25 protein-coding genes and 1 tRNA gene are annotated in these 25,391 nt (G+C 66.1%); 18 read left to right on the top strand and 8 right to left on the bottom strand.

All coding sequences use genetic code 11. The features are described 5' to 3' along the window. The 6 genes from QRN67_RS02085 to paeA all read left to right on the top strand — a co-directional run. A partial coding sequence (locus QRN67_RS02085; RefSeq protein WP_285410140.1) for a glutamyl-tRNA reductase occupies positions 1 to 671 on the top strand: 671 nt, incomplete at its 5' end. A 108-nt stretch (positions 672 to 779) separates the two neighbouring features. Then, the gene (gene prfA / locus QRN67_RS02080) at positions 780 to 1,868 is read left to right on the top strand and encodes a peptide chain release factor 1 (RefSeq protein ID WP_285410139.1); all 1,089 of its coding nucleotides are present in this window, start codon (positions 780 to 782) and stop codon (positions 1,866 to 1,868) included. Next, a complete protein-coding gene (prmC, locus tag QRN67_RS02075) occupies positions 1,868 to 2,719 on the top strand; it encodes a peptide chain release factor N(5)-glutamine methyltransferase (protein WP_285410137.1) in 852 nt (283 codons plus the stop codon). The genes prfA and prmC overlap by 1 nt, the downstream gene beginning before the upstream one ends. A gap of 29 nt (positions 2,720 to 2,748) precedes the next feature. After that, positions 2,749 to 3,078 carry a Grx4 family monothiol glutaredoxin gene (gene grxD, locus QRN67_RS02070; RefSeq protein WP_081267939.1) on the top strand — a complete coding sequence of 110 codons (330 nt, stop codon included), beginning with the start codon at positions 2,749 to 2,751 and terminating at the stop codon, positions 3,076 to 3,078. 15 nt (positions 3,079 to 3,093) lie between these two features. Further along, positions 3,094 to 3,612: a cupin domain-containing protein gene (locus QRN67_RS02065; RefSeq protein WP_285410134.1), complete on the top strand. Its 519-nt coding sequence runs from the start codon at positions 3,094 to 3,096 to the stop codon at positions 3,610 to 3,612. A 145-nt stretch (positions 3,613 to 3,757) separates the two neighbouring features. Beyond that, entirely contained in the window at positions 3,758 to 5,068 is a 1,311-nt protein-coding gene (gene paeA, locus QRN67_RS02060) for a polyamine export protein PaeA (protein ID WP_081267937.1), read from the top strand. Positions 5,069 to 5,091: 23 nt separating this feature from the next. Here the strand turns inward: paeA and QRN67_RS02055 are convergent, their stop codons facing one another. Together QRN67_RS02055 and QRN67_RS02050 are read right to left on the bottom strand one after the other, a co-directional pair. Beyond that, a complete protein-coding gene (locus QRN67_RS02055) occupies positions 5,092 to 5,760 on the bottom strand; it encodes a lytic transglycosylase domain-containing protein (RefSeq protein WP_106937028.1) in 669 nt (222 codons plus the stop codon). Beyond that, positions 5,757 to 7,502, bottom strand: a complete 1,746-nt coding sequence (locus tag QRN67_RS02050; protein WP_285410133.1) for a proline--tRNA ligase — start codon at positions 7,500 to 7,502, stop codon at positions 5,757 to 5,759. Before QRN67_RS02050 ends, QRN67_RS02055 begins: the two co-directional genes overlap by 4 nt. 134 nt (positions 7,503 to 7,636) lie before the next feature. Between QRN67_RS02050 and QRN67_RS02045 the strand changes: the two genes are divergently transcribed. After that, positions 7,637 to 8,302 carry an RNA pyrophosphohydrolase gene (locus tag QRN67_RS02045; RefSeq protein ID WP_081267934.1) on the top strand — a complete coding sequence of 222 codons (666 nt, stop codon included), beginning with the start codon at positions 7,637 to 7,639 and terminating at the stop codon, positions 8,300 to 8,302. Then, complete coding sequence (locus QRN67_RS02040) at positions 8,253 to 8,843, top strand: CNP1-like family protein (protein ID WP_285410132.1); 591 nt, start codon at positions 8,253 to 8,255, stop codon at positions 8,841 to 8,843. Before QRN67_RS02045 ends, QRN67_RS02040 begins: the two co-directional genes overlap by 50 nt. Before the next feature lie 46 nt (positions 8,844 to 8,889). On the opposite strand, the gene proB is transcribed toward QRN67_RS02040, so the two are convergent. The 4 genes from proB to rplU all read right to left on the bottom strand — a co-directional run bounded on the left by proB (position 8,890) and on the right by rplU (position 11,836). Next, a complete protein-coding gene (gene proB / locus QRN67_RS02035) occupies positions 8,890 to 10,029 on the bottom strand; it encodes a glutamate 5-kinase (protein WP_285410131.1) in 1,140 nt (379 codons plus the stop codon). 74 nt (positions 10,030 to 10,103) lie between these two features. Continuing rightward, the gene (gene cgtA, locus QRN67_RS02030; RefSeq protein WP_081267931.1) at positions 10,104 to 11,180 is read right to left on the bottom strand and encodes an Obg family GTPase CgtA; all 1,077 of its coding nucleotides are present in this window, start codon (positions 11,178 to 11,180) and stop codon (positions 10,104 to 10,106) included. A 71-nt stretch (positions 11,181 to 11,251) separates the two neighbouring features. Continuing rightward, complete coding sequence (gene rpmA / locus QRN67_RS02025; protein ID WP_081267930.1) at positions 11,252 to 11,512, bottom strand: 50S ribosomal protein L27; 261 nt, start codon at positions 11,510 to 11,512, stop codon at positions 11,252 to 11,254. 12 nt (positions 11,513 to 11,524) lie between these two features. Next, positions 11,525 to 11,836 (bottom strand): 50S ribosomal protein L21, encoded by a 312-nt coding sequence (gene rplU, locus QRN67_RS02020; RefSeq protein ID WP_057592097.1) that lies wholly within the window; start codon positions 11,834 to 11,836, stop codon positions 11,525 to 11,527. 183 nt (positions 11,837 to 12,019) lie between these two features. Between rplU and QRN67_RS02015 the strand changes: the two genes are divergently transcribed. The 10 genes from QRN67_RS02015 (at position 12,020) to QRN67_RS01970 (ending at position 21,420) form a co-directional block, all read left to right on the top strand. Beyond that, positions 12,020 to 13,012, top strand: a complete 993-nt coding sequence (locus tag QRN67_RS02015) for a polyprenyl synthetase family protein (protein ID WP_106937024.1) — start codon at positions 12,020 to 12,022, stop codon at positions 13,010 to 13,012. 52 nt (positions 13,013 to 13,064) lie between these two features. Beyond that, positions 13,065 to 13,141, top strand: a tRNA-Pro gene (locus tag QRN67_RS02010). Positions 13,142 to 13,254: 113 nt separating this feature from the next. Continuing rightward, positions 13,255 to 14,988, top strand: coding sequence for a type IV-A pilus assembly ATPase PilB (pilB, locus tag QRN67_RS02005; protein WP_081267928.1), 1,734 nt, complete (start codon positions 13,255 to 13,257; stop codon positions 14,986 to 14,988). Between the two features lie 26 nt (positions 14,989 to 15,014). Further along, a complete protein-coding gene (locus QRN67_RS02000) occupies positions 15,015 to 16,244 on the top strand; it encodes a type II secretion system F family protein (RefSeq protein WP_081267927.1) in 1,230 nt (409 codons plus the stop codon). Beyond that, positions 16,244 to 17,209 carry a prepilin peptidase gene (locus QRN67_RS01995; RefSeq protein ID WP_285410122.1) on the top strand — a complete coding sequence of 322 codons (966 nt, stop codon included), beginning with the start codon at positions 16,244 to 16,246 and terminating at the stop codon, positions 17,207 to 17,209. Before QRN67_RS02000 ends, QRN67_RS01995 begins: the two co-directional genes overlap by 1 nt. 11 nt (positions 17,210 to 17,220) lie before the next feature. Continuing rightward, on the top strand, positions 17,221 to 17,829 hold the full coding sequence (gene coaE / locus QRN67_RS01990) for a dephospho-CoA kinase (protein WP_285410158.1): 609 nt from the start codon (positions 17,221 to 17,223) through the stop codon (positions 17,827 to 17,829). Positions 17,830 to 17,898: 69 nt separating this feature from the next. Then, positions 17,899 to 19,392 carry an MBOAT family O-acyltransferase gene (locus QRN67_RS01985; protein WP_285410121.1) on the top strand — a complete coding sequence of 498 codons (1,494 nt, stop codon included), beginning with the start codon at positions 17,899 to 17,901 and terminating at the stop codon, positions 19,390 to 19,392. Between the two features lies 1 nt (position 19,393). Beyond that, on the top strand, positions 19,394 to 20,428 hold the full coding sequence (locus QRN67_RS01980; RefSeq protein ID WP_081267924.1) for an alginate O-acetyltransferase AlgX-related protein: 1,035 nt from the start codon (positions 19,394 to 19,396) through the stop codon (positions 20,426 to 20,428). Positions 20,429 to 20,458: 30 nt separating this feature from the next. After that, positions 20,459 to 21,214 (top strand): cell division protein ZapD, encoded by a 756-nt coding sequence (zapD, locus tag QRN67_RS01975; RefSeq protein ID WP_285410120.1) that lies wholly within the window; start codon positions 20,459 to 20,461, stop codon positions 21,212 to 21,214. Beyond that, positions 21,211 to 21,420, top strand: a complete 210-nt coding sequence (locus QRN67_RS01970; protein ID WP_081267922.1) for a DNA gyrase inhibitor YacG — start codon at positions 21,211 to 21,213, stop codon at positions 21,418 to 21,420. The genes zapD and QRN67_RS01970 overlap by 4 nt, the downstream gene beginning before the upstream one ends. 13 nt (positions 21,421 to 21,433) lie before the next feature. Here the strand turns inward: QRN67_RS01970 and QRN67_RS01965 are convergent, their stop codons facing one another. Beyond that, a complete protein-coding gene (locus QRN67_RS01965) occupies positions 21,434 to 23,401 on the bottom strand; it encodes an acyltransferase family protein (protein WP_285410118.1) in 1,968 nt (655 codons plus the stop codon). A gap of 17 nt (positions 23,402 to 23,418) precedes the next feature. Further along, positions 23,419 to 25,389 carry an acyltransferase family protein gene (locus QRN67_RS01960; protein WP_285410116.1) on the bottom strand — a complete coding sequence of 657 codons (1,971 nt, stop codon included), beginning with the start codon at positions 25,387 to 25,389 and terminating at the stop codon, positions 23,419 to 23,421. Positions 25,390 to 25,391: the final 2 nt, after the last annotated feature.

Raw genomic sequence — 25,391 nt, 5'->3', positions numbered from 1 at the left:
CCACGCACTTCGCGGCCAAGGAGCCCAAGTCGATCGGCATCGCCAACCGCACGCTCGAGCGCGGCGAGAAGCTGGCCTCGCGCTTCGGCGGCGAAGCCCTGCGGCTGGCCGACCTGCCCGCGCGGCTGGCGGAGTTCGACATCGTCGTGAGCTGCACCGCGAGCACGCTGCCGATCATCGGCCTGGGTGCCGTGGAGCGTGCGCTCAAGGCACGCAAGCACCGCCCGATGTTCATGGTCGACCTGGCCGTGCCGCGCGACATCGAGCCCGAAGTGAAGGCGCTCGAAGACGTCTACCTCTACACCGTCGACGACCTCGCGCAGGTGGTGCAGCAGGGCCACGCCAACCGCCAGGCCGCCGTGGCGCAGGCCGAAGTCATCATCGACGCCGGCGTGCAGAGCTTCATGCACTGGCTGGGCCAGCGCGGCACCGTGCCGCTGATCCAGCAGCTCAACGCGCAGGCCGACGAATGGCGTGCCGCCGAGATGGCGCGCGCCCGCAAGCTGCTGGCCAAGGGCGAATCGGTCGAGGCCGTGCTCGAGGCCATGTCGCGCGGGCTCACGCAGAAGATGATGCACGGCGCGCTGGCCGAACTGCACGCGGGCGACGCCACCTCGCGCGAGCAGACCGCGCAGACCATCTCGCGCCTGTTCCTGCGCAAAGAGCGTTAGCGACGCTCGCCAGCGGCCCGGCCACGGCCTTCTCCTGGCCGGCCGCAGCCTTCATTGCGCCTGCCGCTGCATTGCGGCTTCCTCCCATTTTTTCGAGCCCCTTCCGCCGTGAAATCCTTTCTGCGCCATCAACTCGAACGCTACGCACAGCGCCTCGGCGAACTCGACTTCCTGCTCTCGCGCGAAGACATCATGAGCGACATGGCGCAGTACCGCACCATCTCGCGCGAGCATGCCGAAGTCACCCAGATCGCCGGCCGCTACGAGCGCTACAAGCAGCGCGAGTCCGACATCGCCGGCGCCAGGGAAATGCTCGACGACCCCGACATGGCCGAGATGGCGCGCGAGGAAATCTCCGGCGCCGAAGCCGAACTGGTGCAGCTCGAGGAAGAGCTGCAGCGCCTGCTGCTGCCCAAGGACCCGGACGACGCGCGCAACGCATTCCTCGAAATCCGCGCGGGCACGGGCGGCGACGAATCGGCGCTGTTCGCGGGCGACCTGCTGCGCATGTACACGCGCTACTGCGAGCGCGCCGGCTGGCGCTGCGAGATCGTGAGCGAGAGCGAGAGCGAGCTCGGCGGCTACAAGGAAGTGGTGGTGCGCATCTCCGGCGACGACGTGTTCGGCCACCTGCGCTTCGAGTCGGGCGGCCATCGCGTGCAGCGCGTGCCGGCCACCGAGACGCAGGGCCGCATCCACACCAGCGCCTGCACGGTGGCCGTGCTGGCGGAGCCCGACGAAACCGTGGCCGTGCAGATCAACCCGGCCGACCTCCGCATCGACACCTACCGCGCGAGCGGCGCGGGCGGGCAGCACATCAACAAGACCGATTCGGCCGTGCGCATCACGCACATCCCGACCGGCATCGTGGCCGAATGCCAGGACGACCGCAGCCAGCACCGCAACAAGGCCAAGGCGCTGCAGGTGCTGTCGGCGCGCATCCAGGAGAAGGAGCGCAGCGAGCGCGCCGCCAAGGACGCCGCCATGCGCAAGGGGCTGATCGGCAGCGGCGACCGCTCGGACCGCATCCGCACCTACAACTTTCCGCAGGGCCGGCTCACCGACCACCGCATCAACCTCACGCTCTACAAGCTGCTGGCCATCATGGAAGGCGACCTCGGCGACGTGCTCGACGCCCTGCGCGCCGCGCGTGAAGCCGAGCAGCTGGCCGAGCTGGAATCGAGCCTGCCGGCGTGATGGCCACCGACGACCCCAAGCCGTCCACCGTGGCGCAGGCGCTGGCCGCCGGCATCGCGCTGGGCATCGACCGGCTCGACGCGCAGTTGCTGCTGCTGCATGCGCTCGGGCGCGCGCCGCACGACCGCGCGTGGCTGCTGGCGCACGACACCGACGCGATGCCGGACACCGCGTGGTCCACGCTCTCCGCGCAACTGTCGCGCCGCCTCGCGGGCGAGCCGGTGGCGTATCTGCTCGGCGAGAAGGAATTCCACGGGCTCGACCTGCGGGTCGATGCACGGGTGCTGGTGCCGCGGCCCGACACCGAGACGCTGGTCGAATGGGCGTTGCAGTGCCTCGAAGGGCAAGCTGCGCCGCGCGTGCTCGACCTGGGCACGGGCAGCGGCGCGATCGCGCTGGCCCTCCAGCACGCGCGCGCCGACGCGCGGGTCGACGCGGTCGATGCCAGCGCCGACGCGCTGGCGGTCGCGCAGGCCAACGCCCGGCGCCTGGGCCTGCCGGTGCGCTTCGCCCTGGCCGACTGGCTCGACGGCGCCGACACCGGCTATACGGTCATCGCCAGCAACCCGCCGTACATCGCCGCCAACGACCCGCACCTGCCCGCACTGCGCCACGAGCCCGTTTCCGCGCTGGTCGCGGGTGCCGACGGGCTCGACGACATCCGCCGGATCGTCCGGCACGCCCCGGCGCACCTCTCGGAAGGCGGCTGGCTCTTGCTCGAACACGGCCACGACCAGGCCGCCGCGGTGCGCCAACTGCTCGCCGAACGCGGTTTCGCCGAAGTGCAAAGCCGCGACGACCTCGCCGGCATCCAGCGCTGCTCCGGCGGAATCTGGCGCACGGTGAAATAATCCCCTCAGCCCACTTTTCAGGAGTCCTCATGTCCGACGCCCAGCAACGTATCGACGATCTCGTCAAAACCAACGAACTCGTGCTCTTCATGAAGGGCAACGCCAGCTTCCCGATGTGCGGCTTCTCGGGCCGCGCGATCCAGATCCTCAAGGCGGTCGGCGTCGACACCAAGGCGCTCAAGACCGTCAACGTGCTCGAAGACGACGGCATCCGCCAGGGCATCAAGGAATACAGCAACTGGCCCACCATCCCGCAGCTCTACGTGAAGGGCGAATTCATCGGCGGCTCGGACATCATGATGGAGATGTACGAGTCCGGCGAGCTGCAGCAGGTCATCGGCGGCGGCGCTTCGGCCTGATCCGGCGGCTCGGCGATGAGCCACGATCACGGCCACTCGCACGGCCATTCACATGGTCATTCCCACGAGGGCGAACCGGCCTGGAAGCATGACGGCGTGCGCGTCATCGCCGCCAACCAGCTCGACGTGAACACCGCCCAGACACCCGGCATGAACCGAGCCGCGGCCATCAATTTCGCCCGCGTCGGTGCGCAGAAACTCTGGGCCGGCACCGTGACCATCCATGCCGACGCCAAGACCGGGGCGCACCATCACGGACATCTCGAATCGGTGATCTACGTCGTGCGCGGCCGGGCCCGCATGCGCTGGGGCGAGAAGCTCGAGTTCACGGCCGAAGCCGGGCCGGGCGACTTCATCTACGTGCCGCCCTACGTGCCGCACCAGGAAATCAACGCAAGCGCCACCGAGACGCTGGAATGCGTGCTGTGCCGCAGCGATGGCGAGGCGGTGGCGGTCAACCTCGACATCGAAGCGGTGGAGAAGCCGGAGTCGGTACTCTGGGTCGACCCGACCCACCCCCACGGCGGGATATAGGCGCTCCCCCAGGCTTCGCGCACTTCGTGTCGCTGCGCCAACCCCCTCGCCGGGGGCGACACCAGCGGCCCGGCAAAGCCGGTTCCGCGGTGTCGCTGGAACAGACCCTCAGTCATGGCACCATGGCATTCTTCGCCGTGCCACCATGACCCTGACTCAAAGCCTGCTCATCATCGTCCTGCTGATCGCGCTGAGCGCGTTCTTCTCCCTTGCAGAGATCACCCTCGCAGCCTCGCGCCGCCTGCGACTGCGCCAGATGGCCGACGAGGGCGACCCCCGGGCCGAGAAGGTGCTGCGGGTGCAGGAGCAGCCGGGCCACTATTTCACCGTGGTGCAGATCGGCCTGAACGCCGTGGCCATCCTCGGCGGCGTGGTGGGTGAAGGGTCGCTCAGCCCCTATTTCGCCGTCTTCTTCGAGAAATGGCTGAGCGTGGAAGCCGCGGGCAACGTGGCGTTCCTGTGCTCCTTCGTGATCGTCATCGCGGTGTTCCTGGTGTTCGCCGACCTGTTCCCCAAGCGGCTGGGCATGAGCAACCCCGAGAAGCTGGCGGTGCGCATGGTCGGGCCGATGCTGCTGCTGATCACCACCTTCAAGCCGCTGGTGTGGTTCTTCACGCGCTGCACCGACCTGCTGTTCAAGGCGCTCGGCATGCCGATGGCGCGAGACGACAAGATCACCTCGGCCGACATCCTCGCGATGACCGAAGCCGGCGCGCGGGCCGGCGTGCTCGCGGTGCGCGAACAGCAGGTGATCGCCAACGTGTTCGAACTGGAGACGCGCCTCGTCAGCAGCGTGATGACGGTGCGCGACAACATCGCGTGGTTCCTGCACGACGACCCCGAGACGGTGCTGCGCGCGCGCATCGTGGCCGAGCCGTTCTCGGCCTACCCGGTTTGCGACGGCGACATCGACCACGTGCTCGGCTACGTGGACGCCAAGGACATGTTCCAGCGCGTGCTCAGCGGCCAGCCGCTGGCCTTCGACCAGGGCCTTCCGCTGCACAAGGCGCTGGTCATTCCCGACCGGCTGTCGCTGACCGAGGTGCTCGAGCAGTTCCAGCAGGCGCACGAAGACTTCGCGATCATCGTCAACGAATACAGCCTGGTGGTGGGCGTGATCACGCTCAACGACGTGATGAGCACGGTGATGGGCGACCTGGTGTCGATGCCCGACGAAGAGCAGATCGTGCAGCGCGACGAGAACTCGTGGCTCATCGACGGCATCACGCCCATCCAGGACGTGCAGCGCGCGCTGCACATCGACGAGCTGCCGCATTCGGAGGAATACGAAACGCTCGCGGGCTTCCTGATGGTGATGCTGCGCCGCGTGCCCAAGCGCACCGACAACGTCACCTGGGGCGGCTACACCTTCGAGGTGATGGACGTCGACAGCTACCGCATCGACCAGGTGATGGTCACCAAGGGCTCGGGCACCGCCAAGGCGCCGGCGGCCTGAAGATCCGGTGGCGTCCGGCTGCGTCAGGCGGCCGAGCGGTCGCGCTCGCGGTCCCTGTCGTTGAAAGCCCAGAGCCGCTGGTTGGCGAACACCGCATTCGGGTAAGGCGACTTGCCGCGGCTGCCGTTGTAGCGTCCGAGCGTCATGAACAGGTCGCCGTTCTCGCGGTCGAGATAGTGGCGCAGGATGACGCAGCCGAAGCGCAGGTTGGTCTGCATGTGGAACAGCTTGCCGGGGTCGGAGTCGCCGATCACGCGCGTCCAGAAGGGCATCACCTGCATGTAGCCGCGCGCGCCGGCGCTCGACACCGCAAACTTGCGGAAATTGCTCTCGACCTGCACGAGCCCCAGCACCAGGCTCACCTCGAGGCCCGAGCGCTTGGACTCGTACCAGGCGGTCTGCAGGAATTCCTTGCGCGACGGCCAGTCGGGGATCTTCTTCTTGAGCCGCTCGCTCATCTCGCCGAGCCAGCGCAGGTAGACCAGCCGGGCTTCGGTGTTCGGGAACTCGGGCACCGGCGGCGCCTTGTTGTGGATGGCCGAACTCAGCGCGGTGCGCACCGAGTCGATCAGCGGCTCCTCGATCTGCGCGCCGGCCTGGGCGGTCCGGGGCAGCGACAACATCGTGAGGGCGCCCGCCGTCATGGCGCCGCCCAGGCAATGGCGTCGCGAGAGGCCGCCCTCCAGGCTCATTTCGCGAGCTTGCCGCTGATGAATTCGGCGATGCCGGCCACAGGCACCTTGGTGGCCGCGGTGTCGCGCCGGCCCTGGTATTCGAGCTGGCCCTCCTTCAGGCCGCGGTCGGAGATGACCACGCGGTGCGGCACGCCGATGAGTTCCCAGTCGGCGAACATCGCGCCGGGGCGCTCGCCGCGGTCGTCGAGCAGCACGTCGACGCCCTTGGCGAGCAGTTCTTCGTAGAGCGCTTCGGCAGCCACCTTGACCTCGGGGCTGCGGTCCATGCCGATCGGACAGACCACCACGGTGAACGGTGCCAGCGCGTCGGGCCAGATGATTCCGCGCTCGTCGTGGTTCTGTTCGATGGCGGCGGCGGGCAGGCGCGTGATGCCGATGCCGTAGCAGCCCATCTCGAGGAATTGCGGCTTGCCGCCTTCGTCGAGGTAGGTGGCGTTCATGTCCTTGCTGTACTTGGTGCCCAGCACGAACACATGGCCCACTTCGATGCCGCGCTCGATGGCCAGCACACCCTTGCCGTCGGGCGAGGCGTCGCCGGCGACCACGTTGCGGATGTCGGCCACCAGGTCGGGCTCGGGCAGGTCGCGGCCCCAGTTGACGCCGGTCATGTGGAAATCGACTTCGTTCGCGCCGGTGATCCAGTCGGCCATGACGGCGGCTTCGCGGTCGGCCACGAGCTTGACGGGCTTCTTGAGGTTCAGCGGGCCCAGGTAGCCGGGCTTGCAGCCGAAGTGCTCGTCGATTTCGGCGAGGGTCGCGAAGCGGAAGCCCTGGTTCAGGCCGGGCAGCTTGCCGACCTTGATCTCGTTCATGTCGTGGTCGCCGCGCAGCAGCAGCAGCCAGACCTGCGAGCCCTTGGGGTTGCCGGCCTCGTCCACGATGTCGGTGGCCAGCGCCAGCGACTTGATGGTGGTGGAAAGCGGCACGCCCAGCAGTTCGGCCACGTCGGCGCAGGTGCTCTTGCCGGGAGTCGGCGTCTTCTGAAGTGCCTTGGCTGCAGCGGGACGCGGGCCGGCCGGGGCGAGCGCCTCGGCCTTTTCCATGTTGGCGGCGTAGTCGCTGTCGGGGCAGTAGACGATGGCGTCCTCGCCCGTTGCGGCGATCACCTGGAATTCTTCGCTCAGGTCGCCGCCGATGGCGCCGCTGTCGGCCGCCACGGCGCGGTAGCGCAGGCCGAAGCGGTCGAAGATGTTGCGGTAGGCCTGCGCCATGACCTGGTAGCTGGCCTTGGCCGCGTCGAGGTCTCGGTCGAAGCTGTAGGCGTCCTTCATGATGAACTCGCGCCCGCGCATCAGGCCGAAGCGCGGGCGGCGCTCGTCACGGAACTTGGTCTGGATCTGGTAGAAATTCTTCGGCAGCTGCTTGTAGCTGCGGATTTCCTGGCGGGCGATGTCGGTGACCACTTCTTCGCTGGTCGGCTGGATCACGAAGTCGCGGTCGTGCCGGTCCTTGATGCGCAGCAGCTCGGGGCCCATCTTCTCGAAGCGGCCGGTCTCCTGCCAGAACTCGGCCGGCTGCACCACCGGCATCGTCATCTCGACGGCGCCGGCGCGGTTCATTTCCTCCCGAACGATCGCCTCGACCTTGCGGATCACGCGCAGCCCCATGGGCATGTAGGTGTAGATGCCCGTGCCGAGCTTCTTGATCATGCCGGCGCGCATCATGAGCCGGTGGCTCGCGACCTCTGCGTCAGCGGGCGCTTCCTTGAGGGTGGAGACAAAAAATCGGGAAGCTTTCATCGGGATCGCGGTGATGGAAACGAAATGGAAGTGGGGAACTGCTCCCCCGGAGAGACCCTGAGAGCCTGCATCGCAGCTTGCCGAGGGCACCCCGGCATGCATAATCGACTCAGTTCAAAAATTGGGGTTTGATTATGCTCGACCGGGACGGCTTCAGGCCCAACGTCGGCATCATCCTGCTCAACCAGAGAAACCAGGTTTTCTGGGGCAAACGCATACGCACGCATTCCTGGCAGTTTCCGCAAGGCGGCATAGACCGCGGCGAAAGTCCCGAGCAAGCCATGTTCCGGGAACTGCATGAGGAAGTGGGGCTCCACCCGGAGCATGTGCGCATCGTGGCCCGTACCCGCGACTGGTTGCGCTACGAGGTGCCGGATCGGTTCATCCGCCGTGACGCACGGGGCCACTACAAGGGCCAGAAACAAATCTGGTATTTGCTGCAACTCGTCGGCCACGATTGGGATCTCAACCTGCGTGCAACCGACCATCCCGAATTCGACGCCTGGCGCTGGCATGACTACTGGGTGCCGCTCGACGTGGTCGTCGAGTTCAAGCGCGGCGTCTACGAGATGGCGCTCACCGAGCTTGCTCGCTACCTGCCACGGCAGGATTTCCGCAACCGCTTCCTGCGCAGCAACGTGCGCGCCCGAGAATTCGAGCGCCACTCGCTGGACGCCGGGGCGCCGCCCGGACTGGACCTGCCGCCGGGCGGCAGCTTCGATCCGCATCCAGACATTCCTTCAGTGAGCGATGACCCTTCTGCCAACCACAAAGCGCCCTTCCTTCCGACGCAACGCTGAACGCGCCCTCCTGCTCGCCTGTTTCGGCGTCCTCGCCGGCTGCGCTTCGGGCAACCACGACACCGACAATGCCGACTGGGCCCAGGCCGGCATGCCGCCGCCGCCCAAGCGCACCGAGACGGACAAGGAGTGGGCCGAAACCGCCGTTCCGCCGCCCCCGGCGTTCAGTGAAAGCCGCCTGCTGCCGATCTCGATGCCACCGTACATGAGCCTGCAGTTCGGCATCGACCCGAACACGATCGCCATCACTGGCGACGGCATCGTCCGCTACGTGGTGGTGGCGCACAACCGCTCCGGCGGTGCCGTCAATGCCTTCTACGAAGGCGTGCGCTGCGCGACGTCGGAGATGAAGAGCTACGCCCGCTACAACGAAGGCCGCTGGCACGAGAACGAAAAGCCCGAGTGGAAGCGGTTCTACGACCTGAACTCCAGCTACACCAAGGCGCTGGCCGGCCAGGCACTGTGCCGCGGCAATGCCCCGCGCGCATCGGTCGGGGAAATGGTCCAGAACATCCGGAATCCGGTCCGGGAAGTTCAGTAAGCCGGAAAAACAAACGGGGCCTTGAGCCCCGTTTCAATTTCCAGCCTCAGCCGGGCATCAGCACCATGTTGTCGCGGTGGACCATTTCAGGCTCCGCCACATAGCCCAGCAGGCGCTCGAACTCGGACGAGGGCTTGCGGCAGAGCAGCCGCGCTTCCACGCTCGAATAGTTGGCCAGGCCCCGGGCCAGTTCAACGCCTTCGGTATCGCGCACCGCGATCACGTCGCCGCGCGAGAACTCGCCCGACACGCCCGTCATGCCGATCGGCAGCAGGCTCTTGCCCTCGGCCCGCACCTTGGCCGCCGCGCCTGCGTCGACGACCACGGCGCCGCGCAGCTGCAGATGGTCGGCCATCCAGCGCTTGCGGGCCTGGTGCTTGGCGGTCTGCGCAACCAGCAGCGTGCCGATGGATTCGCCCTTCGCCAGGCGCAGCAGCGCATCGGCTTCCCGCCCCCAGGCGATGACCGTGGAGGCGCCCGAGCCCGCGGCGCGCTTGGCCGCGAGGATCTTGGTGATCATCCCGCCCTTGCCGATGCTCGACCCCGCCCCGCCGGCCATGGCCTCGAGCGCCGAATCGCCCGCCGCGGCTTCGTGCACGAACTTCGCTTCAGGGTCCTTGCGCGGATCGGTCGTGTAGAGGCCCTTCTGGTCCGTGAGGATGACCAGCGCGTCGGCCTCCACGAGATTGGCCACGAGCGCGCCGAGCGTGTCGTTGTCGCCGAACTTGATCTCGTCGTTGACGACGGTGTCGTTCTCGTTGATGACCGGGACCACGCCCAGCCGCAGCAGCGTGACGAGGGTGGAGCGCGCGTTGAGGTAGCGCTCGCGGTCGGCAAGGTCGGCGTGCGTCAACAGCACCTGGGCGCTGCCGATCTGGTTTTCGCGCAGCTTGGTCTCGTACATCTGGGCCAGGCCCATCTGCCCGACCGCCGCTGCCGCCTGCAACTCATGGATCTCGTGCGGGCGGGTGCGCCAGCCGAGCCGCTTCATGCCTTCGGCAATGGCGCCGCTGGACACCATGACGACCTCGCGGCCGTCACGCACGAGTTCCGCCAACTGGCGACACCATTCGCCGATGGCCGCTTCGTCGAGACCGCGCCCTTCGTTGGTCACGAGGCTGGAGCCCACCTTCACGACGATACGGCGGGCATCCCGCAAGGCGGTGGATCCAGAATTCGAAGTCATTTCGGCTGTAGCGGTCGTGAATGCTGCGTTGATTGCTATCTGATTTGCGGCATCTTTCGATGCTGCGCCGCTGGTCAGGCGCCTTCGGGCGGCAGCGGAATGAAGCGCGGATCGACTTCGACCGGCGCATGCTCGGCCGCCTGCTGCGCCTTGACCTGCTGGTAGATCGCCTGCACCAGGTGCTCGCAGCCTTCGCGCGTGAGCGCCGAGATCTCGAACACCGGCCCCTTGAAGCGCAGCCGCTTGACGAAGTCCTTGACGCGCGCGGCACGCTCGTCGGCGGGCACCATGTCGAGCTTGTTGAGCACCAGCCAGCGCGGCTTCTCGTAGAGCGCCGCGTCGTATTTCTTCAGTTCGCCGACGATGGCCTTGGCTTGCGCCACCGGGTCGATGCTGTCGTCGAACGGCGCCATGTCGATCACGTGCAGCAGCAGGCGGGTGCGCTGCAGATGGCGCAGGAAAAGATGGCCAAGGCCGGCGCCTTCGGAAGCACCCTCGATCAGTCCGGGCAGGTCGGCCACCACGAAGCTCTGCTCCGGGCCGACGCGCACGACGCCGAGGTTCGGGTGCAGCGTGGTGAAGGGGTAGTCCGCGATGCGCGGACGGGCATTGGAGATGGCGCTGATCAGCGTCGACTTGCCGGCATTCGGCATGCCGAGCAGGCCCACGTCGGCCAGGACCTTGAGTTCGAGCTTGAGGCTGCGCTTCTCGCCGGGCCAGCCGGGCGTCTTCTGGCGCGGGGCGCGGTTGATGGCGCTCTTGAAGCGCATGTTGCCGAAGCCACCGTCGCCGCCCTTGGCGATGGTGATGACCTCACCTTCGTTCAGGAGTTCGAACAGCACCTCGCCGGTTTCGGCGTCGGAGATGATCGTGCCGACCGGCATCCTGAGCGTGATGTCGTCGCCAGCGGCGCCGAACATGTCGGAGCCCATGCCGTGCTCTCCGCGCTTGGCCTCGTGGCGGCGGGAATAGCGGAAATCGACAAGAGTATTCAGATTCGAGTCGGCCACCGCGAAGACGTGGCCGCCCCGGCCTCCGTCGCCGCCGTTGGGGCCGCCGAACTCTTTGTATTTCTCATGACGGAACGACACGCAGCCGTTGCCGCCATCGCCCGCGGCGATGTCGATGAAGGCTTCGTCGACGAACTTCATGGGATGTCCAGTTTACAAATGAAGAAGCCCCGGCAATGCGGGGCCTCGGGCTGATCGAAGTGACTCGAGGCTTACGCCGCGGGCGTCACGTTGACCGTGTGCTTGTTCAGTGCACCCTTTTGACCGAACGACACGTGGCCGTCGACCAGGGCGAAGAGCGTGTGGTCCTTGCCCACGCCGACGTTCACGCCGGGGTGGAACTGGGTGCCGCGCTGGCGCACGATGATCGAGCCTGCGCTGATCAGTTCGCCGCCGAAGGCCTTCACGCCGAGCATCTTGGGCTTGGAATCGCGCCCGTTTCGCGTTGAGCCGCCGCCTTTTTTCTGTGCCATGGAATCTTCTCCTTAGCCGGCGATCGCGCCGATTTGCAGTTCGGTGAACTGCTGGCGATGGCCTTGACGTTTCTGATAATGCTTGCGACGGCGCATCTTGAAGATGCGAACCTTGTCGTGCTTGCCGTGCGACAGTACCGTGACTGTCACCGTTGCGCCGGACACCAGGGGCGTGCCAACCTTGATTTCAGCGCCGTTTCCGACAGCCAGAACCTGGTCGATCACGATTTCCTGGCCTACGTCCGCAGCAATCTGTTCTACTTTAATTTTTTCGCCGGAAGCAACGCGATACTGCTTGCCGCCGGTTTTTATGACCGCGTACATGTAAACCTCTTAGAAATTGAGTCCCCGCGGCGAATTCCGCAGAGCCCAAGATTATAGCGCGGTTCGTGTCCGCCAACCACCCCGGCCCGGGCACGCTCCCTGCGGAAGGTAACGGCTCCCTATAATTTGCGCGTCCCGGCCCCTGGGCCGCCCTTACTTTCAGCAGCGCTCCGCGCCCCCGCTTTGCCAGTTCCCGCCGCCGACACCTCCCCCACCGCCACCGTGCTGGACCTGATTGCCGGCGACATGGTCGAAGTCGATCGTGTCATCGCCCGCCGCCTCGACACGGGCGTGCCGCTGGTCAGCCAAGTCTCCAAGTACATCATCTCCGCGGGCGGCAAGCGCCTGAGGCCAGCGCTTCTGCTGCTGATGTCGGGCGCGCTGGGCTACACCGGCGAGCAGCGCTTCAATCTGGCGGCAGTGGTGGAGTTCATCCATACCGCGACGCTGCTGCACGACGACGTGGTCGACGAATCGACGCTGCGCCGTGGCCGCGCAACGGCCAACGAATCGTTCGGCAATCCGGCCAGCGTGCTGGTCGGCGACTTCCTCTACTCGCGCGCCTTCCAGATGATGTTGGACGCCGACAACATGCGGGTGATGCAGATCCTGGCCGAGGCAACCAACGTGATCGCCGAAGGCGAAGTGCTGCAGTTGATGAACATGCACGACGCGTCGCTGGACGAAGCAGCCTACCTGCGCGTGATCCGCTCCAAGACCGCCAAGCTTTTCGAAGCCAGCACCCGGCTCGCGGCCGTCCTGGCCGGCGCCACGCCCGAGGTCGAGGAAGCCTGCGCCACTTATGGGCAAGCGCTGGGCACCGCATTCCAGGTGATCGACGACGTGCTGGACTATGCAGGCGACGCCAACGAGACAGGAAAGAACGTCGGCGACGACCTGCGCGAAGGCAAGACCACGCTGCCGCTCATCTTTGCGATGCAGCGCGGAACGCCTGCGCAGAGCCAGCTCGTGCGCGCCGCCATCGAGGCCGGAGACACCGCCCAGCTGGGCAAGGTGGTCGAGATCGTTCGCGAAACCGGGGCACTGGATGCTTCCCGCGAAGCCGCTGCCGCAGAAGCTCAACGCGCAATTCATGCATTGAATGGCTTTCCGTCCAATTTGCACGCTTCAGGTTTGCTACAATTGGCAGCTCAGTTGCTTGAGCGACGTGCCTGAACACCTCACCTGAGTTGGCATCTAGGACGACTTCTCTTTTTCTTGCAACCATCGGGGTGTAGCTTAGCCTGGTAGAGCGCTACGTTCGGGACGTAGAGGCCGGAGGTTCGAATCCTCTCACCCCGACCAGCCTTTGGCTGGCATAAATAAATGGCCATGCCTGTTGCTGTGTAGCGATTTACAGCACAGGAGTGTTCAGCGATGATCGTGAAGCACTTTTTCACATCTTTTGCATTCGCTGAATGGCCGCTGCCGAACTTCCAGTCAAAGAATCCGCGCAGATAGCGCTTCCTGGGCTCGCGCGCGCGCTGATTTCGGCCGGCAAGCTGGCCGCCAAGACGGCGGAAGACATTTATCAGAAGTCGCTGAGCGGCCGCACCAGCTTCATCGCGGAACTGACCGGCACTGGCGCCGTGTCGGCCGCGGACCTTGCCCATACCCTTTCCAGCGCATTCGGCGCCCCGCTGCTCGACCTCGACGCCATCGACCACCAGCGCCTGCCCAAGGACCTGCTCGACCCGAAGCTCTGCCACGCCTACCGCATCGTCGTTCTCAGCAAGCGCAACAACCGGCTGATCGTTGCCACGGCCGACCCGTCGGACCAGCAGGCGGCGGAGAAGATCAAGTTCGCGTCGCAGATGGGCGTCGACTGGGTCATCGCGGAATACGACAAGCTGTCGCGCATGATCGAAGCCGCCGCCGTGAGCGCGGCGGAGACCATCAACAGCATCGTCGGCAGCGAGTTCGAATTCGACGAGGTCACGCCCGACACCTCGGGCGACGCCAATGACCAGGCGATCGCCGAAGTCGAAGACGCGCCGGTGGTGCGGTTCCTCCACAAGATGCTGCTCGACGCCGTCAGCATGCGGGCATCGGACATCCATTTCGAGCCCTACGAGCACAACTACCGTGTGCGTTTTCGCGTCGACGGCGAACTGCGCGAGGTCGCCAGCCCCCCGACCGTCATAAAGGACAAGCTCGCCTCCCGCATCAAGGTGATTTCGCGGCTCGACATCTCCGAGAAGCGCGTGCCGCAGGACGGCCGCATGAAGCTCAAGATCGGCCCCGACCGCGTGATCGACTTTCGCGTGAGCACGCTGCCCACGCTGTTCGGCGAGAAGATCGTGGTTCGTATCCTCGACCCCAGCAGTGCGCGCCTGGGCATCGATGCGCTGGGCTACGACGCCGACGAGAAGGCGCGGCTTCTGCATGCCATCGGCCGCCCCTATGGCATGGTACTCGTGACCGGCCCGACGGGTTCGGGCAAGACGGTGTCGCTCTACACCTGCCTGAACCTGCTGAACCAGCCGGGCGTGAACATCGCAACGGCGGAAGACCCGTCGGAAATCAACCTGCCGGGCGTCAACCAGGTCAACGTCAACGAGCGCGCGGGGCTGACTTTCGCCGCCGCGCTGCGCGCGTTCCTGCGGCAGGATCCGGACATCATCATGGTCGGCGAAATCCGCGACCTCGAAACCGCCGACATCTCGATCAAGGCGGCGCAGACGGGCCACCTGGTGCTCTCGACGCTGCACACCAACGACGCGCCGACCACGCTCACGCGCATGCGCAACATGGGCATCGCGCCGTTCAACATCGCATCGAGCGTGATCCTGATCACCGCGCAGCGCCTTGCGCGGCGGCTGTGCACCGTCTGCCGCGCGCCCGCGGACGTACCGCGCGAAGCCCTCCTCGACGCGGGATTCCAGGAAGAACAACTGGACGGCAGCTGGAAGCCTTACCGCCCGGTCGGCTGCTCGGCATGCAGCGGCGGCTACAAGGGCCGCGTCGGCATCTACCAGGTGATGCCGATCTCGGAAGCGATCCAGGAAATCATCCTGCGCGACGGCAGCGCACTCGACATCGCACAGCAGTCCGAGAGGGAAGGCGTGCGCTCGCTGCGCCAGTCCGGCCTGCGCAAGGTCATGCAGGGCCTGACTTCGCTCGAAGAAGTCGTGGCCTGCACCAACGAATAACGCACACACTGAAATCCGGAGATCGAATGGCAACAGTGGCATCCTCCCGCTCCCAGCCCACACACAAGGAATTTGTCTTCGAGTGGGAAGGCAAGGACCGCAACGGCAAGCTGGTGCGTGGCGAACTCCGGGCCGCCGGCGAGAACCAGGTGCAGGCCGCGCTGCGCCGCCAGGGCGTGCTGGCTTCGAAGATCAAGAAGCGCCGGATGCGCTCGGGCAAGAAGATCAAGCCCAAGGACATCGCCATCTTCACGCGCCAGCTGGCCACGATGATGAAAGCAGGCGTGCCGCTGATGCAGTCCTTCGACATCGTCGGGCGCGGCAACGCGAACGCCAGCGTGGCCAAGCTGCTGAACGACATCCGCAGCGACGTGGAAACGGGTACGTCCCTTTCGGCGGCATTCCGCAAGTTTCCGAAGTACTTCGACAACCTCTACTGCAACCTGGTGGAGGCCGGCGAGGCCGCCGGTATCCTGGAAGACCTGCTGGACCGGCTGGCCACGTACATGGAGAAGACCGAGGCGATCAAGTCCAAGATCAAGTCGGCATTGATGTACCCGACTTCGGTGGTCGTGGTGGCTTTCGTGGTGGTGGCCATCATCATGATCTTCGTGATTCCGGCGTTCAAGCAGGTGTTCACCTCGTTCGGCGCCGACTTGCCGGCACCCACGCTGTTCGTGATGGCGATGAGCGAGTTTTTCGTTTCATACTGGTGGCTGATCTTCGGGGGGCTCGGCGGAGGCATCTATTTCTTTCTGCAGGCCTGGAAGCGCAACGAACGCGTGCAGAGAGTCATGGACCGGGCGCTGCTGAGGGTGCCGATCTTCGGCGCGCTGATCGAAAAATCCTGCGTGGCGCGCTGGACACGCACGCTGGCAACGATGTTCGCCGCCGGCGTGCCGCTGGTCGAAGCGCTGGACTCCGTGGGCGGAGCCTCGGGCAATACCGTCTACGGGGACGCCACGGCCAAGATCCAGCAGGAAGTCTCGACCGGCACCAGCCTCACGGCGGCCATGACCAACGCCAACCTGTTCCCCTCGATGGTCATCCAGATGACCGCGATCGGCGAGGAATCCGGCTCCATCGACCACATGCTGGGCAAGGCGGCCGACTTCTATGAATCCGAAGTGGACGACATGGTCGCGGGCCTCTCGAGCCTGATGGAGCCCATCATCATCGTGTTCCTGGGCACCATCATCGGCGGCATCGTGGTCTCGATGTACCTGCCCATCTTCAAGCTCGGCCAGGTCGTCTGATGCTCGTTTCGCGGGAGATCGACACCGTTCTGGCCGGTGTCCTGGGGCTATTGATCGGCAGCTTTCTCAACGTCGTCATCTACCGCGTTCCGGTGATGATGTACCGGGAATGGCTGTCCGAGGCCGTGGCCAACCTGATGTCGTCCAGGGACATGCCCTCGCTCTGGTCGCTGGCCTTCGGCCCAAAGGCTGTGCCTCCGGCGGGGCTCGAGGCGGCAGCCGACAAGGCGGCGACGGCCATCGAGGCGCTGCCCCCCTTCAACCTCATGCGCCCGGCATCGCGCTGCGGGAACTGCGGCCATGAAATCCGCTGGTACCAGAACATCCCCGTGCTGAGCTATGTGCTGCTGCGCGGCCGCTGCGCCTCCTGCAAGACGAGGATCAGCCCGCGCTACCCGCTGGTCGAGCTGGTGACCGCCGGGCTCTTTGCCCTGTGCGCCCATCGCTTCGGCATCACCCCCGCCGGCGTCCTGTGGGCTGCGTTCGGGGCACTGCTGGTCTGCCAGTTCCTGATCGACTTCGACACCCAGTTCCTGCCCGATTCGATCAACTATCCGTTGCTGTGGCTCGGCCTCGTCGGCGCTGCCATGGGCTGGACCGGCGTCTCGCTCAACGCCGCCGTCTGGGGGGCGGTGTTCGGCTACCTGAGCCTTTGGCTTGTGTACCATGGCTTTCGCCTGATCACGGGCAAGGAAGGCATGGGCTATGGCGACTTCAAACTGCTCGCCGCGCTGGGTGCTTGGCTGGGTGCCGACTACCTCATCGCGATCATCCTCGTCTCGTCGCTGGTGGGCGCCGTGATCGGCCTGACACTGCGCTTCGCAGGCAAGCTGGCGCACAAGGACATCCCCATCGCCTTCGGTCCGTTCCTGGCCGGCGCGGGCCTGGTCTGCCTGGTGGCGGGCCCCGAGCTCGTGAAGCAGTGGATTCCGTTCGCGTTCCCGTTGGGCGCGCTGGTGCATTGACCGGCAAGCTCATGGTGCGGCGCATCGGGCTGACAGGCGGCATCGGCAGCGGCAAGAGCACGGTCGCCGCGCTGCTGGTCGCGCAGGGCGCGGTCCTGGTCGACACCGACGCCATCGCGCGCTCGATCGCGCAGCCGGGCGGCATCGCCATGCCGGCGCTGGAGGCCGCATTCGGCCCCGGCGTGATCGCACCCGACGGCGGCATGGACCGGGCCGCCATGCGCGAGATCGTGTTTGCGGACGCGGGCGCCAAGACCCGGCTCGAATCCATCCTGCACCCGCTGATCGGCGCGGAAACCCGGCGCCAGGCCGCGGCGGCCGGCCCGGATGCCGTCGTCGTCTTCGACGTTCCGCTGCTGGTCGAGTCCGGCCGCTGGCGCGCCATGGTAGACCGGGTGCTGGTGGTCGACGCCCGCGAACAAACACAGCTGGAGCGGGTGATTGCCCGCTCGGGCTGGACACCCGAGGCGACCAGGGCCGTGATCGCCCAGCAAGCCCCGCGCAAGGCACGCCGGGCCGCCGCGGACGCCGTCATCTACAACGACGACCTGACCCTGGAGGAACTCGGTGCGCAGGTGCGGGGTCTCTGGGAACGGTGGGTTCGGACGGGCACGCGATAATTAACGATTGACGCCGCGACGGCTACACGACGATCACGTCAAACGGCGCACGCCTAAGCGCCCCTCACGATGCTTTTCAATTCGTACCCTTTCATCTTTGTATTTTTCCCGCTGGTCCTGATCGGCTTCTTCCTGATCGGCGCGCGCAGTCCCCGGTCGGCGGCGGGTTTCCTGGCACTGGCCTCGCTTTTCTTCTACGGCTGGTGGAGCGTCAAGGCGCTGCCGCTGCTGCTGGGATCGATCTGCATCAACTACTGGTTCGGACTGCGGCTGACGCCATCTCCGGGGCGGGAAGACAAGCACCGCAAGGCCCTGCTGATCATCGCGCTGGTGGTCAACCTGGGTGTGCTGGCCATCTTCAAGTACGCCAACTTCTTCCTGGAGAACATCGACGCCGGCCTGGCCGCCGCGGGCTTCTCGCAGATCGACCTGGTGCACATCGTGCTGCCGATCGGCATCTCGTTCTATACCTTCACGCAGATCGCGTTCCTGGTCGACTGCTGGCAAGGCAAGGTGCACGAGCGCAGCTTCATCCACTACGTCCTGTTCGTGACCTATTTCCCGCACCTGATCGCGGGCCCCGTGCTGCATCACGCGCAGATGATGCCGCAGTTCAACAACCCGGCCACCTACAGGATCAACGCCCGCAACCTGGCGCTCGGGCTGGGCATCTTCGTCTTCGGCCTGTCCAAGAAGATGCTGATCGCCGACCCGCTGGGGCAGTACGCGGACATGATGTTCAAGGGCGTGCACGAGGGCGTGGCGCCTTCGCTGTACACGGCCTGGTTCGGCGTGCTGGCCTATACGCTGCAGATCTACTTCGACTTCTCCGGCTATTCGGACATGGCAGTGGGCCTGTCGCTGTGCGTGGGCGTGCAGCTGCCGCTCAACTTCCGCTCGCCGTACAAGTCGACCAACATGATCGAGTTCTGGCGCCGCTGGCACATCTCGCTGTCGACCTTCCTGCGCGACTACCTCTACGTGCCGCTGGGCGGCAACCGCAAGGGGCCGGCGCGCCGCTACATCAACCTGTTCCTGACGATGCTGCTGGGCGGCCTGTGGCACGGCGCGGCGTGGACTTTCGTGATCTGGGGCGCGCTGCACGGTGCCTACCTCATGGTCAACCATTTCTGGAATGCCAAGGTGCGCCGCGGCAACACCAGGACCACGTGGTACGGCCGCGTGGCCGGATGGTTCATCACCTTCGTCTGCGTCATGATCGCCTGGGTCGTGTTCCGCGCCGACAGCATGTCGGCCGCCATCGAGATCTACAAGGGCATGCTGGGCATGCACGGCGCCCCCGTCTCGGCATTCAGCGAGTTCAAGGTACCGTTCCGCAAGCCGGAGTTCTTCCAGACCATCCTGGCCGGCCTGGTGATCTGCCTGGCGCTGCCGCCCACGATCGCGCTCGACCGCTGGATCCCGAGCGTCGCCGGCCTGGCCGGCCGCCCGCGCCTGCAGCTGCTGGCGACCTGGGTCACGGGCCTGGGCTGCGTCTATCTCTTTGGCTTGTGCCTGTCGAAGTTCGGCAGCTACAGCCCGTTCCTCTATTTCCAGTTCTGACATGGAAGACACGAAATCGGCCAAGGTTTGGCTTCGCATCTTCGCCGCGGGCTACCTGGTGTGCTGCGCGCTGCTGCTGACCAGCCTCTTCACGCCCATTCCCTATGGCGACCTGACCCGCATCGGGCGCATCTCCGAGCGCGAATTCGGCTGGCACGAGCCACCGCCGCCCATTCCGGACGCCGACGTCAAGACCTGGCCGATCAACGAGGCCGACATCCTGGTGATCGGCGACAGCTTCTCGGTGCGCTACGCCTGGCAATCTGCGCTGGTGGGCGCCGGCTACAAGATGACCACCACGCACTGGGACAACCTCGGCGGCGTGGTGTGCGGCGACTTCTCGAGCTGGCTCGAAAAGTCCGGCTTCAAGGGCAAGGTCGTGATCATCGAGAGCATCGAGCGGCTGCTCGAGGACCGCATCCAGAAGTCCGAGTCCTGCGCAACCATGAAGCATGCCTTCAAGCCGACGCCGCCTCCCTTCGAAAACCCGGCCAAGCCCGCGCCCGGCTTCCAGCTCAACTGGGACGCCGAACTGCTCAGCGGCTGGTACACGTACCACAACACCAAGGCGATCCTGGCCTCCGACAGCTGGACCAACACGCCCGAGCGCTGGGGCCCGCTGATCGACGCGCGCGTCGTGCCCGACGGCTGCAAGCAGTTCAGCCACCACGCCTGCGACAAGCTGCTCATGACCGCCGAAGACCGCGTCAACCCGGCGCTGTCGGTCAAGTCGGCCCGGTTCATGAAGAGCTTCGAGACCACCGCCGCGCCCTACAAGGTCGTCTGGATGGTGGTCCCGAACAAGAGCACGGTGTATTTGCAACAAAACCATGCCGACGAGTTCAGGGCCGCGTTCAACCCGCAAAATATCGGGCCGGACCTGTTCGCGCTCGCGGAGCAGAACCGCTTCAAGGTCATGGACCTTTTCCCCGCCAACGAAACCCATGTCTCGACCCGCGGATACATTCTTTTCGGTCAGCGTATGCTGGAGGCTGTGCGACAAGTGTTTCCGCCGCCGGCAGCCAAGTCGCAATGAGCTCGAACCTGACGTGAAAAAACGATACGCGTGATCCTTTACGAGTACCCCTTCAACGAGCGCATCCGCACCTACCTGCGGCTGGAGCACCTGTTTCGCCGCCTGGGCGAGCTGGTACCCGCTGAATCGCCGCTGTCCCACCACTACGCCCTGATCACGATCTTCGAGATCATGGACGTCGCCGCGCGGGCCGACCTCAAGGCCGATGTCCTGCGCGACCTCGACAAGCACAAGACCGTCTTCAACAGCTACCGCGGCAACCCGGCCATTGCCGAGACGGTGCTCGACCAGGTCATCGGCCAGCTCGAGCGCAACTTCAGCACCCTCAACGGCGTGGCCGGCAAGGCCGGGCAGGCGTTGACGGAAAACGAGTGGCTCATGAGCATCCGCAGCCGCGCCGGCATTCCGGGCGGCACCTGCGAATTCGACCTGCCCGCCTACTACGCCTGGCAGCACCGCCCGCCGGCCAGCCGCCGCGCCGACCTCGAACGCTGGTCGAACACGCTCTCGCCGCTGGCCTCGTCGATCTACCTGCTGCTCAAGCTGCTGCGCGACGCCGACGTGCCCTACAAGGTGATCGCCACCAACGGCCAGTTCCAGCAGAACCTGCCCCAGGGCCGCAGCTTCCAGCTGCTGCGCCTGCGCATCGACCCCAAGCTGGGCCTCATTCCTGAAATCAGCGGCAATCGCCTCATGGTGTCGGTGCGCCTCATGCGCCACGACAAGGACGACCGCCTGCATCAAAGCTCGGACGACGCGCCTTTCGAGCTGACCCTCTGCGCATGACCGCGGTGAACGACAAAGGCGAGCGGATCGTCCGCTGTCCCACCTGCGGCGGCGACAGCATCTACGCCCCCAGCAACGCCTACCGGCCCTTCTGCAGCGCACGCTGCAAGGGCATCGACCTGGGTGCCTGGGCCAGCGAGGAATTCCGGATGCCGGCCGAGGCGCCGCCGGACGAAGAACCCTTCGGCGACCCGAAGATCCAGTAACCCCGGCAAAAGGCTACTTTGCGGCGCCGCCCTCGTCCAGCAGCGCCGGGTCGATGTACGTCGCAAAGCTGCGCGCATACCTCGGCCGAAGATGGCCGATGTCCTTGTAGGCCGGCGAACCATCGTCCGGCATGCTGCGGATGCACGCTTCGCCCGCGCACAGGCTGGCAAACGGCTCGATGACCCGCGCACCGCTGGCTTGCGCGACCTGCTTCAGCCGCGCATTGAACAGTGCCTGGTCGTGCGGCATCGGCGCCTTGAGTCCGCTGGAGGCCCTCAGGTCACCGAGCCGGCTGCCCTCGATCTGCCTGAGCGGATCGAAATCCATCCCGACCGGATTCCCGAGCACCAGATACACCGGCTTGAGTGCCGACAGCCGCTTCAGGACCTCGCCCAGCGATTTGAGCGCCAGCTCAACGCCGTCTCCGTTGAGGAACGGGTGCACGGCCTGCCTGTCGTCCACAAAGTAGTTCGCCATCGGGCCGGTGCCGGTGAAATAGCAGCTCCAGCACGCGCCGATCACCACGGAATCGACCTCGGGCTTCAGCGCCAGATCCAGCACCGCCTTGCGACGCTGGTCGCAGGCCATGTCGGCGCTGCTGAACATGCCGGGCACCGGAGGGCAAGCCCCCTGGGTCGCGAAGTACGCCGTGCGCGCCAGGTCGGGCTGCGTGCGGGCCAACTCCAGCGCGCGGGGTGCGTACTGCTCGATGTGGCTGTCGCCGATCAGCAATACGTTGTGCCTGCCGCTGCCGGCCTTGTAGACGAACTGCCCGCCCAGCGCTGTCTCCTGCAGGCCCTCGTAATAGTTGTCTTCCTGCACCGCGTCGGCCACGGCCTGCAGGGCCGGGCTGTCGTGGCGAGGAAGCGGCGTGCCTGTGAAGACCAGCACGCCGGCCAGCGCCAGCGCCGCGCCGCCGCCCGCCAATCCGCGCAGCATGGCTTGCGAGAGATGCAGCTTGACGAAGCGCTCGACGAAACGATACGTGGCCCAGGCCAGCACGATCGCGGCTGCCACCATCGCGATGCGCACCTGCAGCGACGGCTCCCCGCCCGCGACGATGCGCGCATAAGAGAGCAGCGGCCAGTGCCACAGGTACAGCGGGTAGCTGATCAGGCCGATCCACACCATGAGCCTGTTCGACAGCAGGTAGCGGTTCAGCACGCCGCCCGGGCCCGCCGCAATGCAGCTGACCGCACCGAGCACCGGCACCAGGGCCCACCAGCCCGGAAACGCCCTCGTGCTGTGAACCGCGAAGAGTCCCCAGGCGATCAGCCCGATGCCGACGACGGACTGCGCATGCCGCAGCATCGCGGTGCGTGAACTGTCCGAAGCCACGGCCGGCCGCAGCCGCATGGCCGCCAGCAGGCCGCCGGCCATCAGCTCCCAGGCCCGCGAGAGCGGAGAGTAGAAGGCGGCCGCGCGGTGCGGCTGCACCGTGAGCACATTGACCAGGAACGAAACCACGGCCACGGCCAGGGTCACCTTCAGGATCGGCCAGCGCTTTCGCCAGGCCAGCCCCAGCAGCAGGGGCCAGAAGATGTAGAACTGCTCCTCGATGCCCAGCGACCACAGGTGCAGCAGCGGCTTGGTCTCCGCCGACGCGTCGAAGTAGCCCGCCTCGCCGAGGAACACAAGGTTGGCAAAGAAGGCCGCGCCGCCGGTGGTCTGCTTGCCCAGCTGCGAGAACTCGCCCGGCAGCAGCACATACCAGCCGAACGCCAGCGTGGCGAGCAGCACGAGCACCAGCGCTGGAAAGATGCGCCGGATGCGCCGCGCATAGAAGTCGCGGTAGCTGAAGTCGCCCGCCGCCAGGCTCTGCAGAAGGATGGTCGTGATCAGGAAACCCGAGATCACGAAGAAGATGTCGACCCCTATGAAGCCGCCCGGCAGCAGACTCGGGAACGCGTGATAGACCAGCACCGAGCCGACCGCGATGGCACGCAGGCCGTCAATGTCCGGGCGGTACTTGGGATGCATCGTGCGCGGCGCCTCGCTCAACGCGGCTGCGCTGCGGCCGCGGCCGGCGCGGTGCGGACGGTGCGGTCGAAATAGCTCGCCTCTTCACGGGTGTAGCGCGGCCGAAGGTGATCGGCGTCCTTGTAGGCGGGCGATCCGTCGGGCATCGTGCGCAGGCACTGGTCGTTCTTGCAAAGCACGGCCATCGCGTCGATGGGCTCCGCGCCGCTTGCTTCGGCAATCGCACGCAGCCGGTCGTTGAGCTGCTTCTGGTCGGCCGGCAACGGGGCCGTCGGCGTCGAGCTCATCGCTTCCATGCGCGTCAGGCGGCTGCCTTCGATCAGGCGCTTGGGCGTGAATTCCTCGCCGCCCGGGTTGTCGAGCAGCAGGTACACCTTCTTGTGCCGCGCCAGCTCTCGCAGCGTGGCTTCCAGCGACGCGAGGGAGCGTTCGATGCCGTCGCCGCCCTGGAACGGATGGACCTTGTTGTCGGCATCGCGGAAATAGTATTCCAGCGCGCCGTGGCCGACGAAGTAGCAGTTCCAGCAGCCGCCGATGACCACCGAGTCGACCTCGGGGACCATCGCATAGGCCAGCATGGCGTCGCGCCGCTCGGCGCAGCCGATGTTCTTGTCGGCCTGAACGCCGGGCACCGCCGGGCACGCCCCCTGGGTGACGAACCAGGCCGACTTGTCCGGCATCGCCAGCGTGCGCGACAGCTCCATCACCCGCGGCGCGTACTGCTGCACGTGGCTGTCGCCCACGAACAGCACGCGCTTCGGCCCGTTGCCGGTCTTGTAGACCAGCTGCTCGCCGATCTGGTCGAGCTTGAAGCCCGCGTAGTAGTCGGCGTCCAGCGTGGCATTGGCGACGATCTGCAGCCTTTCGCTGTCATTGCGGGGCCCGGGCACGCCCAGGAAGATCGCGACGCCTGCCGCTGCCACCAGCACCATGCCCGCACCCAGCACCTTGATGGTGCCGGGGCCGGGGCGATTCCTGGCGAAGCGTTCGATGAAACGGTAGGTGCCCCAGGCCAGCAGCACGCTCGCCACCATCGCACCGGCGCGATATACCGGCGACGGATGCAGCGGATCGGCCTCCACGATGCGCACGAACGCCAGCAGCGGCCAGTGCCACAGGTACAGCGGATAGCTGATGAGGCCGATCCACACCATCACCCGGTTCGACAGCAGGTACTTGTTCAGCACGCCGTTAGGCCCGGCTGCGATGCAGCTCACCGCGCCCAGCGTGGGCAACAGCGCCCACCAGCCCGGGAACGACTTGTTGCTGCGGATCATGACCAGCCCGAGAACGATCAGCCCCACGCCCAGCACCGACTGCGCATGGCTGCGCCAGGCATTCGGCGCAGGCGGCTTCAGCCGCATGCAGGCCAGGATGCCGCCCACCATGAGCTCCCAGAAACGGGAAGCCGGCGAGTAGAACGACGCCGCCGGCAGCGGATGGACCGTGGTCACGTTGACCAGCAGCGACACCGCCGCCACCGCCAGCACCACGCGCACGATCGGCCAGCGCCTGCGCCATGCCAGCCCCAGCAGCAGCGGCCAGAAAATGTAGAACTGCTCCTCGATGCCCAGCGACCACAGGTGCAGCAGCGGCTTGGTCTCGGCGGCCGTGTCGAAGTAGCCCGATTCGCTCCAGAACACCAGGTTGGCCACGAACGCCGAGCCGCCCACCGTCTGCTTGCCGAGCTCGGCAAACTCGTCGGACAGCAGCAGGTACCAGCCGGCGCACAGCGTTGCCAGCAGCACCACGATCAGCGCCGGGAAGATCCGCCGGATGCGCCGCTCGTAGAAGTCGCGGTAGCTGAAATCACCCGCCGCCAGGCTCTGGAGAATGATGGTCGTGATCAGGAAGCCCGAGATCACGAAGAAAATGTCGACCCCGATGAAGCCGCCCATCAGCGCCTTGGGGAAGGCGTGGTACACGACCACGGAGGCCACCGCGATCGCGCGCAGCCCGTCGATATCCGGACGGTACTTGGGGTGCATCA

Source organism: Variovorax sp. efr-133-TYG-130 (assembly GCF_030208835.1).
GTDB lineage: Bacteria > Pseudomonadota > Gammaproteobacteria > Burkholderiales > Burkholderiaceae_C > Variovorax.
Note: the sequence above shows the minus strand (reverse complement) of the source record. Positions and strands in the feature narration are given on the sequence as shown.

Coding starts and splice junctions, on each gene's coding strand:
- prmC (WP_285410137.1), top strand. CDS start 1,868: ATGGCCACCGACGACCCCAAGCCGTCCACCGTGGCGCAGGCGCTGGCC.
- grxD (WP_081267939.1), top strand. CDS start 2,749: ATGTCCGACGCCCAGCAACGTATCGACGATCTCGTCAAAACCAACGAA.
- QRN67_RS02065 (WP_285410134.1), top strand. CDS start 3,094: ATGAGCCACGATCACGGCCACTCGCACGGCCATTCACATGGTCATTCC.
- paeA (WP_081267937.1), top strand. CDS start 3,758: ATGACCCTGACTCAAAGCCTGCTCATCATCGTCCTGCTGATCGCGCTG.
- QRN67_RS02055 (WP_106937028.1), bottom strand. CDS start 5,760: ATGAGCCTGGAGGGCGGCCTCTCGCGACGCCATTGCCTGGGCGGCGCC.
- QRN67_RS02050 (WP_285410133.1), bottom strand. CDS start 7,502: ATGAAAGCTTCCCGATTTTTTGTCTCCACCCTCAAGGAAGCGCCCGCT.
- QRN67_RS02045 (WP_081267934.1), top strand. CDS start 7,637: ATGCTCGACCGGGACGGCTTCAGGCCCAACGTCGGCATCATCCTGCTC.
- QRN67_RS02040 (WP_285410132.1), top strand. CDS start 8,253: ATGACCCTTCTGCCAACCACAAAGCGCCCTTCCTTCCGACGCAACGCT.
- proB (WP_285410131.1), bottom strand. CDS start 10,029: ATGACTTCGAATTCTGGATCCACCGCCTTGCGGGATGCCCGCCGTATC.
- cgtA (WP_081267931.1), bottom strand. CDS start 11,180: ATGAAGTTCGTCGACGAAGCCTTCATCGACATCGCCGCGGGCGATGGC.
- rpmA (WP_081267930.1), bottom strand. CDS start 11,512: ATGGCACAGAAAAAAGGCGGCGGCTCAACGCGAAACGGGCGCGATTCC.
- rplU (WP_057592097.1), bottom strand. CDS start 11,836: ATGTACGCGGTCATAAAAACCGGCGGCAAGCAGTATCGCGTTGCTTCC.
- pilB (WP_081267928.1), top strand. CDS start 13,255: ATGGCCGCTGCCGAACTTCCAGTCAAAGAATCCGCGCAGATAGCGCTT.
- QRN67_RS02000 (WP_081267927.1), top strand. CDS start 15,015: ATGGCAACAGTGGCATCCTCCCGCTCCCAGCCCACACACAAGGAATTT.
- QRN67_RS01995 (WP_285410122.1), top strand. CDS start 16,244: ATGCTCGTTTCGCGGGAGATCGACACCGTTCTGGCCGGTGTCCTGGGG.
- coaE (WP_285410158.1), top strand. CDS start 17,221: ATGGTGCGGCGCATCGGGCTGACAGGCGGCATCGGCAGCGGCAAGAGC.
- QRN67_RS01985 (WP_285410121.1), top strand. CDS start 17,899: ATGCTTTTCAATTCGTACCCTTTCATCTTTGTATTTTTCCCGCTGGTC.
- QRN67_RS01980 (WP_081267924.1), top strand. CDS start 19,394: ATGGAAGACACGAAATCGGCCAAGGTTTGGCTTCGCATCTTCGCCGCG.
- QRN67_RS01970 (WP_081267922.1), top strand. CDS start 21,211: ATGACCGCGGTGAACGACAAAGGCGAGCGGATCGTCCGCTGTCCCACC.
- QRN67_RS01965 (WP_285410118.1), bottom strand. CDS start 23,401: ATGCATCCCAAGTACCGCCCGGACATTGACGGCCTGCGTGCCATCGCG.
- QRN67_RS01960 (WP_285410116.1), bottom strand. CDS start 25,389: ATGCACCCCAAGTACCGTCCGGATATCGACGGGCTGCGCGCGATCGCG.